We start from the raw sequence: 14,721 nt of genomic DNA on the forward strand, positions 1-14,721 counted from the left end.
TTTATGGAATGTGCTGTTCCGAGGGTATATTTGTTGTTGTTCCCGGGGTAAATGTTGTCGGGGGGGGGGGATCAGTCGGTACTTCTATGTTGTTTGTCCTGATCGGCTGTTGCTGCGAAGCTGTGCCACTGGACGCTTTCACACGTCTTGGAAGCAGTCTTCTTGTTATTGAGTTCGTTAAGTGCTCTGGCCTCGATCGTGTATTTCCCGGTCGTGATTGCCAAGAGAGAGCCGGGGCCGTACCGCGCTGACGGGCTTTCCAGAACAAGCCAAGCTGATTCAACGGTGGCGTAATCAAGCCGAACACGTCTGGATTTTCCTCAAGAATGATGGAGAACAATCTCTCTGTTCTGGGTGTGCAATGGGTGTTGGAATAAAAAGCGCGTAATTGTGACCAAGTGAGAACTGTTTAGAATCATTGTTGCTTTTATTGATTGATCTCCAAGCAACGGTAATCATGAAACATGGTCTTGCAAAGATCTCATCCATAAGAACCCTTAAGTTAGAAGACATCATTATCATCCAAGGAAATCCAGATGCTTCCATCGTCTGCTAACAATTCATGCAATAGAGCAAGACAATATTGCATCATAAATAACCAAATAATATGATACATCATTATCGTATTGTTTGAATAGGAAACCTTGCTGCAGGGCGGGTCAATGAAAAATGCATTTAACCGTCCAGCATAGTCCTGCTGCCATACTTATTGGAGCTTGGCCAGGTTGTCACCGTGGCCCAGCATGTTCTCGCTGTCTGGGTCACCGTCGGTTTGCTCCGTATCTTTCATAAGAAGGCGCGGTTCGACAAGTTTCTTCTCATAGTATTTACCGACTCAAGTCAGCTTAAACCTTTCGCTTTCCTGCGTGACCGTATCTCCTAAAACTTCAGTATGATGCTGATCAGAAGAATGGGATTGTCAATCTCAAGGTCCTTGTTGAACTCTGCTATTTCCCGTTCGCCTTCGGATCTGAACTGGCTGTCCCGTTCATGGAACGAAGTGTGGAACTCCTCGAGCTTTTTCTCCTTCTGCTTCGTCTTTTTTATGATGTCCATCTTTTCGTAAATATTGTTTGAGGCCCTCTCCTCATCGCGGAGGGCCTCAACTTCCGCGCTCTTTTCCTGGTACTCCACAGCGAGCTGTTCACTCTGGATGCGAATCCAGTTTTCGATTTTGTGTCTGTTGTATTCCCGCACAGGTTCCGTCTGCTCTTCGAGCCTATTCAGCATCTCAGTGACGAGATTCTCGTGTGCGCTCTGGAGTATTTCGTTTTCCTCATTGGTCGGTTTAAAATAATGGATAGCAGAATTGTTGATCTTTTCCAGTTCCGGCACGAGATCATCCTCATCAAAGTCAATGTATTTCCCATCATGGTCGCACAGGAGCAGTGCCGGAAAGAGGATGTCGGTGTTATTGCACATCGCTCCGAGAAACAGGTAGCCGTGCGCGCCGAATACCTGTTGGCCCCAGCCGTCGACTTTCCAGTACTGAGTGTCCTTGAATAATACTTTGGGCTTGGGAACCTTGCCCCAGTAGTTGACTTCCCGAAGATATCTGTCGATGTCTTTCTTTGTTCCTTCGAGCGCCTGCTTCTTTGCACCGTTGCTTTCCGTGATCAGGATGTCGCGGAGCTTGCGCGTCTTTTTGTTGCGCTTCGCGTTCAGCTTCTCGTCAAGCTTATCGAACGCTTTCTTGAATTCAGCTGTTGTGTTGCAATGCTGGTAGATGTCCAGTACAGTTTTCTCAAAGCTTGTGCCGGATTCCAGTGCCCCGAGTGCAATGTCAGAGGCACCGAACACGCCTTCGAACAGTTCAAACTTCTTTGACAGTATCTCGTAGACGCGCCTATCCGCCTCGTTCTGTGTGTTTAGTAGGTTGATGGCGACCACATCGTTCTGCTGTCCGTAGCGGTGGCAGCGGCCAATCCGCTGTTCTATCTTCATTGGGTTCCATGGCAGATCATAGTTGATGACCATATTGCAGAACTGCAAGTTCAGGCCTTCGGAACCGGCATCGGTGCTAATCAATATCTTCGCGTTCCCTTTGAAATAGTCAACGATGGCGTGTTTGTATTCGACGCTCCTGCCATAGTTCGCGTTCCTGTAGTTCTTCGCCTGCCATGCCCGGTAGATTTTCTTGGTCAGAGCATCGTCGAAATCGCCGTTGAACTGGAGGATGTCTTCCTCGCTGTATCCGGATCTGCGCAGCTCAGCAGCGATGTATTTCTGTGTCCGCTTTGACTCCGTGAACACGACAGCCTTTTGTGCTATGCCATGAGCCCTTTGATACGAGAAACCGATTTTAAGTGCCTGTTTCAGAGCGGTGACTTTGGAATTCGTCTTGATACGTTTCGCCACATCGATGATTGCGCTGACCTCGTCCATTTCATTCTGAATGCATGCCTTCTGTGCGGCGGTGTCTTCATCTTCGACTTCTTCAAAGCCGGATTCATCGATCTCGTCCTCGACAAAGCTCCAGAAGAGGTCAAAGCCCTCCTGCGCGTCAGCTGACTTCGTGCCCTCATACAGCTTTTCGAGTCGCTTTTTCAGTACCTCGAATGTCTCAATCAAGGCGAAGCTTGATGAAGCCATGAGCTTACGGATAACAAGGATGACCAGTCCGTGATTGGAGGACGGTATGGAATACAGGTTATCCCTCTTGAGGAACTGATTGACCCGCTCATACAGCTCGATCTCGTCCCGCGACAGTTCAAAATCCACGGTCTTGCAGATTCTCTTCGCGAAGTGCATATAATCTGCAACGTCTTTCCGGAGGGTTCTGTATAGCACCGGCGCAAGTTCGCGCTTAAGGTCGTCGTAATTCTCGTTCTTCATGTACCGCTGTCGGAACACCTGCTCTGAGCCGAAGATTTTTGGATCGATGAAGGAGATCAGCCCGTACAGATCCATGAGGGAGTTCTGCAGCGGAGTCGCGGTCAGAAGTATCTTCGGAATACCGACAGAACGACTATATAGTCTCTTCGCGCGCTTCGTGCCGTTCAGGTTGCGCAGATTGTGTGCCTCATCGATAATAAGGAAATCCCATTTCACATCAGGGAACCGCTTCATCAACTTCGACGAGTAGTCGTAGGAGGTAATCACGATCTGGAAGTTCTGCTTGTTAGCAAGCCTCTCGTGCCAGTTTTCCGCGTCATGTTCTAACGTGAGCCTGTCCAGAATCACGGACTTCAGATCGAATTTGTCTTCAAGTTCCAGCTCCCATTGCTTGCGGAGGGAAGCGGGGAGCACTATCAGAATTTTTTTCGCTCCAGATTCCCGCATGTAGCGCAGGACGAGTCCCGCTTCAATTGTCTTTCCGAGTCCAACCTCGTCGGCAAGCACTATGCCGCCCGTTTTTATCGCGTCGATGGCAGCACAGAAGGCATTGAACTGGTGAGGGTTCGGATCAATATGGGACTCGTTGGCAAGAAGAAAGTGAAAAGGTGATTTTTTCAGCTCCATGCGCTTGAACCTGCCGTACTGCTGAAGGATCAGGTTTCCGTTTTCATTGCTGTCCATTAGTGTCCTCCCCCTGAAGCTGTGTAAAAATGCCCTCTGCGATGCCTCTTGCCATCAAAGGAGGCACGGCGTTGCCGATTTGCACAAACTGCGATGTTCGCGGCCCTTCGAAGTAATAGCTGTCAGGGAATGACTGTATGCGTGCCGCTTCCCGCACAGTGATGGACCGATGCTGGTTAATATCCGGGTGAATGAAGTAATGACCGTCCTTGGAAAGGTGCGCCAGTATTGTGTGGCAGAAGTGCTCGTCTCCCTCAACAATCTTGAAGCGGTCGATGAAGGAGTGCCGGTTCTTGTGTGTCTTTAGCTCCTCTGGCAGGTCGTTGTAGTTGAGACGTTTATGCCCGTCGTTCCACAGCTCTATGACCTTCTTGTATATCCTTACGTCCCGCTCGATGTTCGGTCGGCAGTTCTGCAGGGTCAGGATGTCGTCCTTTGTCCGGATGCCGGTCTCAGTCACGTATCTGCTCGGCATTTTTTTCGAGTAGTTGTTATTGCTTTCGCCAGGATGGAGTTTCGGAAGATCCGTGAACAGATCGTTCACCACAGCATCCGACTTTTTTCCTACAAAGTCAGGATATGCCAGGCCGCTGTTCTTAAGCCAGCCGACAATGATCATTCTCCGTCGATTCTGAAGCACACCGAAGTTTTGCGCGTTCTGCTCCCGGCATTCGATCTCGTATCCGACGCGCTTGAGGTACTTTTGCAGGTTCTTCCATATGGTGCCGCCTTGGGCTGACTCGATGCCGGTCACGTTCTCGAAAACAAACATGCGCGGTTGGTATTTCTTGAGGAATCGAGCATACAGCTTGTACAGGTAGTTGCGCGGATCGTCCTCCATCGGGGTCCCCATGTGGCTGCTCTGTGCTCTGCCGACAATGGAGTAAGCCTGGCATGGCGGACCGCCAACAATCACGTCTATATTATTGATGCCGCGCATCTTTATAACGCTATCGATGGTCTTGAAGACGGAGGGAAGTGTCTCGTCCGACAATGTCTGGTTGATGACCGTCTTTGTCACAGATGCAGGGATCTGCCTCATGAACTCGTTACGGTTGATTTCCTTGGATAGATATTTTTTGTAAAGAGCGAGATTGCCTGTGTTCCTCAGATAGTAGTATGCGCTGCGGGTTTCAAGCGTCTTTGCAGCGTATTTATCCATCTCGACATGCGCAATCGGCCTGAAGCCTGCCTGGAGGAATCCCTCGGACAGGCCTCCAGCCCCTGCGAAGAGATCTATGAAATTGCAGTTACTCTGCTTATCCGCCCGTGGCATGCATTTTCCTTACAATCTTTGTTTCAGTTACCGTACGGTATGGACAGGACTTGTATGTTCAAATGAGACCGTCGGTCATGCTTCTTCCCGCATCGCGCCTTATCCCGAGGAAATCCTCCTTTTCTTACATCTTATTAACACGGATATTGCTGACCAGGGCAGTTCTGCCCAGCAGTTCCGAGACCGCTTGGGGCGTAAAGAGCTCAGCGACGGATTTGCCTGCCTAAGAAGCGTATATGTCCATTGCGATTCATAAGCATCAGTAAAGTTGCCCATCTGAGTATTGTCATCGAACCATCGCTAGGTGTCGCCAATAGCGCGAAGCAGGCTACGGAGATTCTTGTTGCGGTTGGTCACGGTTGAGCCAAGTTTGTTGCTGTTGACGTTTAAGCCGTCGAAATGCCCTTTAAAGTTATCTTCACCAGCTGTCCAACGGCGGATCCATCAGTATTTTTGAATATCCTTTCCAGAGACTCGCTCAGAATTTCATCGAGAGAAGCATTAGTCCGTACATCGACAAACAGATCAGAAAGGTGGATTTGAGCCCCTTTTTCTGCCACCTTGTTCCTACGCCGCAGCGCTGCCTGCCTGACAGGCAGCTGCAGATAGTCAAAATAGCTATTGCCTGCTGCGTGCTCGGCTATTAGGAAGTCTGTCAGATGTTCTGATACGAGCTGGTTGAAGAGCAGCCCAAGAATGTAGGGCCTGAAATTCCGGCAGTCCATAGAACCTCGTAACTCATTGGCTGCTCTCCAGATGGTCTTGTGCAGTTCTGCCACTTTGGCTCTCCTTGGTATGTGGTATTCCTTGCACTCTAGGTGCTCCTATGCACGGGACATTCAACAGACAGATGGGGGCGCTGGCCAAACTGTATTTATCTGCAATCTCAGTATTTGTTTATTGATCTGGACAAAGAACAATCAAATCAATCTGTCTGGTAAAGCCGGCAGGAATAAAATTACTGCGTTGACTTACTGATGGCGTGAGAATCCATTCCGGCTTCTTTATCTTTCTTTATTTTCGCTCTTTAGTCTGGCTCCTGCTATACGGAAACGAATAGGAGCTGACCATGCGTTACATATTGCAGACCGAGGGTCTGACCAAGGTCTTCGGCCACAGACAGCGGGCCGTCGACCAAGTGTCCCTGCATGTTCCTGAGGGCGGAGTCTACGGGCTCCTGGGCCCAAACGGGGCCGGTAAGTCCACCACACTGAAAATGGTCACAGGCATGCTGCACCCCACTGGCGGATCCATGATTCTGGACGGGCACCCCTGGTCGCGCCGGGACCTCTACGACATCGGCGCCCTGATCGAGCAGCCGCCCGTCTACCCCAACCTGACGGCCCGCCAGAACCTCAAGGTGCGCACAACCCTGTTTGGTCTGCCCGATGAGCGGATCGACCAGGCGCTCTCCATTGCCGGACTGAGCGATACGGGCTCCAAGAAGGCTGGACAGTTTTCCCTGGGCATGAAGCAGCGCCTGGGGATAGCCAACGCCATCCTGACCAGACCCCGTCTGCTGATCCTGGACGAGCCCACCAACGGGCTGGATCCGCTGGGCATCGAGGAGTTGAGGGGGATGATCCGCAGCTTCCCGCAGCAGGGGATGAGCGTGATCGTCTCCAGCCATATCCTCTCCGAGGTGTCAATCCTGGCGGATCATATCGGCATCATCGCCGACGGCCGCCTGGCCTACGAGAATGAACTGCACGCCGGAGAGGACCTGGAGGGGCTGTTCATGGACGTGCTTAGGAGGTCGCGATGAACGAGCGGAATGCCAACGAACTCGTCCAGCAGGATACGGCTACTTCAGACGACCGAGTTGTGACAAAGGCTAGAACGCGGGGAGGAGGCATCTCCTTTGGCAGGGTTCTGGCGGCGGAGATCATGAAGGGCAGGTCGGCCGCACCTAGGCGGATGGCTTTGGCCTTCCCTCTGGTGCTCATTGTCATCGTGGCTTGCTTCGCGTTCGGGCTGCATGTCTGGATGCCCTCCTGGGTCAACTACTGGTATGTCCTGCTCCTCCCAGCCATGACTGCTCTGATAAGCGTTGCCGTGGCCAACATCGACGGGAAGCAGCGGTGGAGGACCACTCTGGCTCTGCCTGCCGCGCCTGTTCTGGTCTGGTGGGCCAAGATCGTCTACTGCCTGCTTCTGATCGGCATCGCCACCCTGCTGGCTCTGGGTCTTTCGGCGCTCATGGTCGCCGTCTCCGGGGTCGGGGGACCGTCTGTAGTCGACTTCGTAGTCAGCGCCCTGATGCTGGTCTTGGCCTGTTCCTGGATGATACCGGCGGGATTGGCGCTGACCGCCCGGTTCGGCGTTCTGATTGGGTTCGGCCTGCCTTACATGGCGGACCTGCTGGTCTCGATCACCTTCTGGGGAAACCAACGGCTATGGCCCTTCCTGCCGCCCGCCGCCATGATCAACCTGCCGGTGCCCTTCATGAAGGTCATGCCTGATGGCGTGCCCTTGGAGACCGAAGACAACAGCCCGATCAAGGCTGCCTTGTCTGTCTTCGGTGGGCAGAGCCTGACGGCCTTGGTGGCCTGTCTGGTCTGGTTCCTGCTCCTGTCCGTCCTGACGGGAATCTGGTTCTCGCGGAAGGAGACCAACTGACATGACTAGGATGACAGTCGGCCGGGTTGTGGCCTCGGAAATCGTACGGTTGCACGGATCGGTGCTTATCGCTATCCATGTCATCTGTGGCCTGGCGGCCGGGCTCGCCTGCGGCGCTTACTTCGCCGCAGCCCCCTATGATCCTGGTCTGGAGACTGATGCCTTCTTTCAGGTCTTGGGTGCCCTCATGCCCCTGATGGTCGCCATTGTCGTTGCCATGAACATCGAAACCGAGCGGGAGGCCGGCGACATGGCCAACCTTCTGGGGGTTCCCAGCCGCCGACTGGGTCTGGCAGCCAAGATCCTGGTGCTTTGGCTTCTGGGCCTGCTGGCTCTGGCCCTGGCGGCTCTGGCTTTTTGCCTGCCCATGGCTATGGTCGGCGGACTGGATGCGCCAATCTCGGCCCTAGCGCTCGCCACCCTGGGCATGGCCGGTGGTTCCCTCTGCCTCTACCTTTTCTCCATGGCCCTGGCCCTGCGCTTCGGTAGAAACACGACTATCGCTATTGGGGTCCTCGGCACCGGAATATCCATCAGTTCCCTTGGCGGCCTCTTCAATGGTCTGTACAGCCATACCCTGTCAGGTGTTGGCAGCACCCCCGGAATCACCCGGTGGATACCATTCACTTGGCCTACCAGGTTCGGCTCCCTAGGAATCGAGCAGGTACTGGCCTTGACCATGCCGGGAGGTGAGGGTCTGCGTGCTTCAATCGGCGTGACGGCTCTGGATAATCTGATTCCCTGTCTGGTCTTCACCCTGACCCTGGGCTTGGCCCTCCTGCTCTGGATCGGCAGGTTCGAGGATCGTCGCAAGGTCAGCGATTAGACTGGGTCGCAGGGCATCCGGTCCGCAAGAAATCAGGCTTGCAAGAATCCCGGCCCACAAGGCGTTCATTCTCAAAAGTGGCTGGGCCGAGTCGGCAAGCGCAGAAAAGGAGCCAATCGTGGCTGACGTGCACGCCGAAGGTTCCCCAGGGGACGATAGGCATAGGGCATCCATCCTGGTGGTGGACGACGATCCCAGGATCACCACCCTGCTGATGGCCGCTCTGTCCAAGGACGGCTATGCCGTGACTGCGGTCAACGATTCCCGGGAGGTCGTGAGGATGGACCTGTCCTCGGTCGACCTGATCCTCTGCGATGTCATGATGCCTCACTTGGACGGCTTCGCTCTGTTGACCTCCATCAGGGAACGGGTGTCCTGCCCGATTATCTTCCTGACGGCCAAGACCGACGAGGACAGCGCGGTCCTGGCCTATGGCCTGGGGGCTGACGATTACATACGCAAGCCTTTCGGCATTGCCGAGCTCCGAGCCAAGGTCAGGGCGAGGCTGTCCCAGGGCAGTCGGCGTGGGCGTCCGCTCCTGCGTTTCGGCTCCTTGGACATGGATCTTCAGGCGCGGCAGATCAGGGTGGACGGGCGCAACGCCAATCTGACGGATGCGGAATACCGCATATGCGCACTGCTGGCCGAACATCCAGGGCGGGCCTACGCGCCCATGCAGATATGGGAGGCCTGCTTGGCCGCTGAGGATGACCCGGCCGCTGAGGATACGGACAGCGATGCCACGGCTGCGGTCAGAGTCCATCTGAGCAATGCCCGGCGCAAGCTCAAGGCCCTGGGGGTGGACCCCATCAGGACCATCTGGTCGGTGGGTTACCAATGGGCGGCCTGACCGACGGCGTGCCCGAAGCGCCGGGGGAGCAGAACCCCGACGGCAAGGGCCGGCCAAGCCGCAAGGGAATGCCCATCGTTCTGCTGATCATCAGATACTTTCTCTACGTGCTGCTGATTCTGGCTCTGCTGTTCGCCGGTATGTATATGGTCTGGATAAACCTGGGGACCAGGGGTGACTTCTTCTGGGCCAACTATGGCGAACAGCATCTGGAGGAGGTGGGGCACTCCATCGGCCGTTCGACTGCTATTGACGAATCCATGATTCCCGCTGCTTACTGGTACCGAACCTATGACCATCAGGTGCATCCCACGGGGGGAGATATGAAGGGCGGCATGGCCAGCGAAGCCGACCAGCTGGCGGCCGACCACTGGGAGCACAGGGCATCCATGCCATCGGAAGAGCGGGAGAAGAAGACGGGACGGCCTCTCGCCACTCGTGCAAGGCCGAATGCGACCTACCTCGTCTATGCCACAGCCGATGGGCGGCCATGCGTCCTGGCCTATCGGATCCAGCCGCAGTGGGTATCGAGGCAGGCCCGGGACCGCTATCCCAATCCCCAGAATCTTCTGCTGGTGTCTTGCGGGGCGGTCCTGCTGATCACCCTCCTGCTGATCGGGTTGCGGGCGGCCCATGTCATATCGTCCAAGCTCAAGGTTTTCAACCAGGTGGCTGACGACATAGGGCGGCAGGATCTTGACGCATCCCTGCCCCGCAGCAACGTGCTGGAGATCAACCGGGTGCTGGGGTCCTTCGATAGGATGCGCGCCACGTTGAAGGAATCCCTGGAGAAGACCTGGATGGCCCAGGAGTCCCAGCGTCGGCAGGTGGCGGCCCTGGCACACGACCTGAAGACGCCGCTGACCATCATGCGAGGCAATGCAGACCTGCTGGGGGAGACCGGGCTCAGCCGGGAGCAGCAGTCCTACCTGGACTCCATCGAGGATGCCATCCGTGAGATGGCTGACTATGCGCAAGCCATCAGCCAGGGTTCCGTGGGCACGGCTTCAGGGCGATCCGGGGTCATGGCGGTTGCTTTGAAAGATGCGGTCAACAACCAGGCCCAAGGCTACCTGAATGCCCGGAGTCTGCGGCTTGAGCGGGATGACCGTCTAGGTTCCGACACCGGTCAGGTTTCCGGTGACGCGGCTGACCTTACCCGAGCGATCATGAACATCATCGCCAACGCGGCCGACTACTCGCCGGACCATGGCTTGGTGACGCTGACCTGGAGGCTGGAGGGTGGTCAGGAGGGCGGGCGAGCCTTAGTGGTGACGGTGCGTGACCGGGGTCCAGGTTTCAGCAGCCGGGCTCTGGCCCATGCCACGGAATGGCTCTATCAGGCTGACAGCAGTCGGCACGGCTCCAGCGGTCACCATGGCATCGGCCTGGCTGCAGCGCGGTCGACTGTGGAAAGTGCAGGAGGCCGCCTAATCCTCGCCAATGCAGCCAGTGGCGATGGCGCAGCAGTCACTGTATTTTTGCCAGTGCAGTGAATTCAGCGGAGCTGATACCGGTCACAGCAAACTCGGTGTCCAGTTAAGAATTGCACAGTGGTAAAGATTAGCAAATAGTGTTAATCGTGGGCCAATAATTATGAAAACATCAATTGTTTAGCAATCGCTTTAGTAATTGATTACTAAAGTTCACCATTCTTTGGCAGATCTGTATGTTACAGATAACAGAAAGTATCAATCTGTAGGGATCTGCATGTAAAAATCAGATGACGCTGAACAGAGCGATCTGTCGCTGGAGTAGGCGATAATAGCACAGGGAAAAAGAAATGAATCCCGAGGTCAAACATATTCTATAGCGAAAGCCTGATCGACGGCAAAACGGTGGTTTCGGCTTGCATCAACGGCAGACACATAGGCGAAGAGGCCTGTCTACTGCAAGACAGCAGGCATCAGCGCAGGCAGTCATACCCGATCGGAGATGCCGATGCCCGTATGACGCCTACGCAGCTGTATGAAATTGAAACTATTTGAGATGACCGGAGGAGCCTCGAGATCGTCGTCAGGGCCTGGCATGAAAATACCGTAATACGGTTCAAAACGCACGGCCGACATGGAATATAGGTGCCGTATCCTCTTCTTTCTTTTTGTATCATCCTATCTGGTATGAGAAGCTCAGAGCGTACGTCATGTATCAGCCCACGCCCACTCGTTTAGGCTATTAACCAGCGGTCTGATGCCCGGTCCGGCTCCTTAAGCCCGTAGGCGATCAACATCGTCGTGATCATATAGTCATCAAAAAACAGATAGCTGATTGACTGTGCGGAACAGCGAGGGTCATGTCTTGACAATGAGCAATTCCAAGATTTATTCCCGCGTGCCCTGTGTAAGGTTCACGTGCTGTACTCCCAGCTAAACTTTACTGCTAGATATCCCGTGGTCAGTCTAGTAATGACTGCATATCATGCTGGAAACCAAGCAGCCAATAAATGTCATTAAAGATATCTTTAGAGGGCAAGACGATAGTTTGAATCGTCTGTTCCTTTGTTGAGGTGAGAACCTTGCTGCCGGTGGATCGTATTTTCCGCGCATATTTATATATAGCCAAATTATTCACATTGGTATCAAGTTTATTAACAGCAATACATATAGGAGAGTAGGATTGGCAGACAATATTTTCCAAAGGAAACCATTGATAGTTCTATTGGCCAAAACCATGATTCTATTTGACGAAGCGATTGATTGTATTCTCTGTGCCGCCATGACTATTGTCTGCTCCGGGGAATTGGCATGAATGACTTGTGCGACGAGCTCCTCGTTTTTAGCGTCTAAATGGTACGTTGTTTCGTCAAGCAGCATGATCGGCCGCCTTATGGACAACAGCCTTGCCAGGGCCAAGCGATAGCGTTCACCGCTACTCAGCAATACACCGCGTTGCCTACTGGGGTATCCAATCCATCGAAGGTGTCTCTCACTTTGGCGTGAGGTTCACCTTATTTAAGGCATTCCAGCAGCCTTCATCGGATACGCCGTTCTTGTTCATCGCCAAATTCGTTCTGGAAGAACCGGAATATATGGGGGCATCTTGTTCTACATAGCCGATCAGAGAACGTACATAAGAGGAGCTGAGAGTTGAAATATCAATGCCATTAAAGAGAACATGGCCATGATTTGGCTTATAGAATACCTTTATAAGGGCCAGCATGGTTGATTTGCCCGCTTCGGATGGTCCGACTATCGCGTAGACGACGCCGCCTTTCATATGCACACCCGCTTCATTCAGTTGGAGCCCGCCACGATTGTTCCGTGCGTCATCATACGGAATATCAGCATGGTCAAGATCGATGTCAATCTGATCGGAGTTGGTGACCTTCCTTTGGACCCTACTGGATACTGCTCATGCTGATGTCGCATCTTCGGTCGGCATTCTCATTATCGCTTGAATGCTGGAGTTCGCGCCCAACGCTCTGAACAGTCTGCTATATGTCGAAGAAAGTGTCGCCATAGGCGTGGGCATCATTTCTAGGTACATAGAAAAGTTACCAGTTGCTGAACAGTCATCACTCCTTTGGCCACTTGGAAAGCGCCGATTCCCGATACAACCATCAGGCACAACTGCATTAAGGCCATTCCTGATGGCCATATCAGTGACTGCTTCTTTGAAATTAGACGACCGGATGTGCACGCTTGCCTGGCTTCTCGCCGATTTTATTGGTCTCACGCTCCGTGGCGTCGAAAACCCTGATCCTTTTCAAACTCATCAAAGCATCAGTGGCTGCAGACGTCATATCTCCTATGGCCGTTTGAGCCCCTCTGGAGCAGTCTCGTAATTTTCCGGATAAGACTACCAGTAAACCGACAGTAACAAGACAGGTCGAAAGAGAGATAACGAACATGACGGGACTGATTATGACCATTCCCACACACGCGCCTATGAACACCAGTAAAGTGCCAAACACTTCTGGCAATTATCGGTCAGCAATCGCTTCAGTTCATTTGTATCAGATGAAATAATAGAAATTACGTTGCCTGTATGCGACTGGTCCAGATCTTTGAACGGCAAATGCAGAATATGCATTACTAGAGACCGTCTCATATCGTTCAACAGCAGGTAAGCGTCAAAAGAAGTGATTGCTGCGCCGGACAGAAACACTCCTGCCAACGCTATTAGAGGGGCACTGCGGATCGCATGTTATGCTGCACGCGTCCAAGAATGACATTGACAAGCTGTGGCTGAGCCAGATTTAAGAGGGCGCTCGCTATACTTAGCAGACTAACCGTGAATAAAACACCCTTATGGATTTCAAAAGGCGGGGCACGTCTATCAAAGATGCGGTTTTCTCATTACTATTCCGCTTGTGTGGCGACATTTTCGTCCTTTGTTGGGGGTGGTTACTCACCGACTGCACGTGATATGACCCTCACAGAATCCTCGGAACGCGCGCACAGCGCCTGCACGCCTGTGACGAGGGCGCCTACGACAATAGCGAGGAGTGCGATGACCGCCCAATATCCCCATTGAACGCTTATCTTTGCGCTTCCCAGATATCGTTGCAGCATGAAGGCGGTGCCGCAGGTGCTGAGCAGTGTGATGACGAAGGCGAGCAGCACCGAGGTGACCATCGAAATGAGACCATCGAGGGCTCCCAAAATGCGCAACTGTCCGGTACTGGCACCGGATACGTATGTCAGCGCCAGATCCAGGCGTCGCCCTCGTGCGGTGATCATCAGTCCGGAGATTGCGCCCACCAAAGCGATGATGAGCGCAGGGCCGAGCATGGCCATCAGGTTCGTCAGCATGTGTGGGTTCACGTTCATGGAATGGCCGTTACTGGCGAAATTCTTGAGGCTGTCGGTCAGCGTATGCAACACACCAGAGAAAGTCATGAGCAACGACAAGCCGGCCGTCATGGGAATGATGGTCGCGTTCTGTCGTTGGATCCTCCCAACGGCCTGCTGCCTAGCGAGTTTCCAGGTGCTGAATGGCAGGGGGAGAAGATGCGTCCATCCTTTGGTGAACCAGTGCATGACATAGGGAGCCAGAACAGCCAATGCGAAGATCAGGAGGAACATGCCTCCCATGGAGAACCCAATGAATCCTGTCACTCTGGACTCTATGGGATTCCTGCCGGAAATGTGCGTGGCGAGCTCGCCAGAGTCTATCTTGCGTGTAGCTGTCCCCGGGATGATGAGCGCGCATATCGCTCCCACGAGCAACGATGCGCCTAGCAGAACACGGAATGCGTTCACTTGTCTCGGCGGGTTTTGTGACTGCCGAAGCGCCTCTATCGGCCTGATCTTGGATAGTGTGCGCACGGTCAGCACTGTGCCTGCAAGGACGGCGACTCCGGCAATGGCCAACCCAGTGCCGATGGATGCCAGCAGCTGGGTTGCTTGATACGTCAGTTTCAGCTCGAATGCTCTGGCCAGGAGGTCGAACAGATATGGTGCTGCCAGCGGCGTCAGGAGGGATGACGCTACTGCTGCCAAGATGAATAGGACGATGATGATAGCCAGATTCCCGAAGAGCAGCTGCCAAGGCGTGGCGCCTTGAAGGACCAGCAATGCTAGTTGGTGCCGACGCTGGTTCAGAGCGGCGGTCACGACCCACAGCATTACGAACACGGCTATGACCACGCTGAACAGCATTGCTGGGCCGGAAAGGTTGGCGCCTAGC

The 14,721-nt window shown here is 53.7% G+C and carries 11 protein-coding genes; 5 read left to right on the forward strand and 6 right to left on the reverse strand.

Annotated features, from left to right (window positions below; genetic code table 11):
- Positions 1 to 879 precede the first annotated feature (879 nt).
- The 3 genes from drmD to H3U90_RS04030 form a co-directional block, all read right to left on the reverse strand.
- Positions 880 to 3,519, reverse strand: a complete 2,640-nt coding sequence (drmD, locus tag H3U90_RS04020) for a DISARM system SNF2-like helicase DrmD (protein WP_198177146.1) — start codon at positions 3,517 to 3,519, stop codon at positions 880 to 882.
- Entirely contained in the window at positions 3,506 to 4,795 is a 1,290-nt protein-coding gene (locus tag H3U90_RS04025) for a DNA cytosine methyltransferase (protein WP_198177147.1), read from the reverse strand. Before H3U90_RS04025 ends, drmD begins: the two co-directional genes overlap by 14 nt.
- A gap of 386 nt (positions 4,796 to 5,181) precedes the next feature.
- Positions 5,182 to 5,574 (reverse strand): type I restriction-modification system subunit M N-terminal domain-containing protein, encoded by a 393-nt coding sequence (locus H3U90_RS04030; RefSeq protein ID WP_198177148.1) that lies wholly within the window; start codon positions 5,572 to 5,574, stop codon positions 5,182 to 5,184.
- Between the two features lie 290 nt (positions 5,575 to 5,864).
- Between H3U90_RS04030 and H3U90_RS04035 the strand changes: the two genes are divergently transcribed.
- The 5 genes from H3U90_RS04035 to H3U90_RS04055 all read left to right on the forward strand — a co-directional run bounded on the left by H3U90_RS04035 (position 5,865) and on the right by H3U90_RS04055 (position 10,586).
- Positions 5,865 to 6,560, forward strand: coding sequence for a lantibiotic protection ABC transporter ATP-binding protein (locus H3U90_RS04035; protein ID WP_198177149.1), 696 nt, complete (start codon positions 5,865 to 5,867; stop codon positions 6,558 to 6,560).
- Positions 6,557 to 7,414, forward strand: a complete 858-nt coding sequence (locus tag H3U90_RS04040; protein WP_198177150.1) for a hypothetical protein — start codon at positions 6,557 to 6,559, stop codon at positions 7,412 to 7,414. The genes H3U90_RS04035 and H3U90_RS04040 overlap by 4 nt, the downstream gene beginning before the upstream one ends.
- Before the next feature lies 1 nt (position 7,415).
- Positions 7,416 to 8,240: an ABC transporter permease gene (locus H3U90_RS04045; RefSeq protein WP_121914934.1), complete on the forward strand. Its 825-nt coding sequence runs from the start codon at positions 7,416 to 7,418 to the stop codon at positions 8,238 to 8,240.
- 118 nt (positions 8,241 to 8,358) lie between these two features.
- Positions 8,359 to 9,090, forward strand: coding sequence for a response regulator transcription factor (locus tag H3U90_RS04050; protein WP_121914935.1), 732 nt, complete (start codon positions 8,359 to 8,361; stop codon positions 9,088 to 9,090).
- A complete protein-coding gene (locus H3U90_RS04055) occupies positions 9,078 to 10,586 on the forward strand; it encodes a HAMP domain-containing sensor histidine kinase (protein ID WP_024627014.1) in 1,509 nt (502 codons plus the stop codon). The genes H3U90_RS04050 and H3U90_RS04055 overlap by 13 nt, the downstream gene beginning before the upstream one ends.
- A gap of 1,429 nt (positions 10,587 to 12,015) precedes the next feature.
- Here the strand turns inward: H3U90_RS04055 and H3U90_RS04060 are convergent.
- The 3 genes from H3U90_RS04060 to H3U90_RS04070 form a co-directional block, all read right to left on the reverse strand.
- Positions 12,016 to 12,312: an ATP-binding cassette domain-containing protein gene (locus H3U90_RS04060; RefSeq protein WP_198217313.1), complete on the reverse strand. Its 297-nt coding sequence runs from the start codon at positions 12,310 to 12,312 to the stop codon at positions 12,016 to 12,018.
- A gap of 397 nt (positions 12,313 to 12,709) precedes the next feature.
- Complete coding sequence (locus tag H3U90_RS08435) at positions 12,710 to 13,003, reverse strand: ABC transporter transmembrane domain-containing protein (RefSeq protein ID WP_024627011.1); 294 nt, start codon at positions 13,001 to 13,003, stop codon at positions 12,710 to 12,712.
- A gap of 433 nt (positions 13,004 to 13,436) precedes the next feature.
- Entirely contained in the window at positions 13,437 to 14,693 is a 1,257-nt protein-coding gene (locus H3U90_RS04070) for an FtsX-like permease family protein (RefSeq protein ID WP_198177152.1), read from the reverse strand.
- Between the last annotated feature and the right edge of the window lie 28 nt (positions 14,694 to 14,721).

The organism is Bifidobacterium sp. W8103 (genome assembly GCF_016100775.1).
In the GTDB taxonomy this organism is placed as follows: Bacteria; Actinomycetota; Actinomycetes; order Actinomycetales; family Bifidobacteriaceae; genus Bombiscardovia; species Bombiscardovia choladohabitans.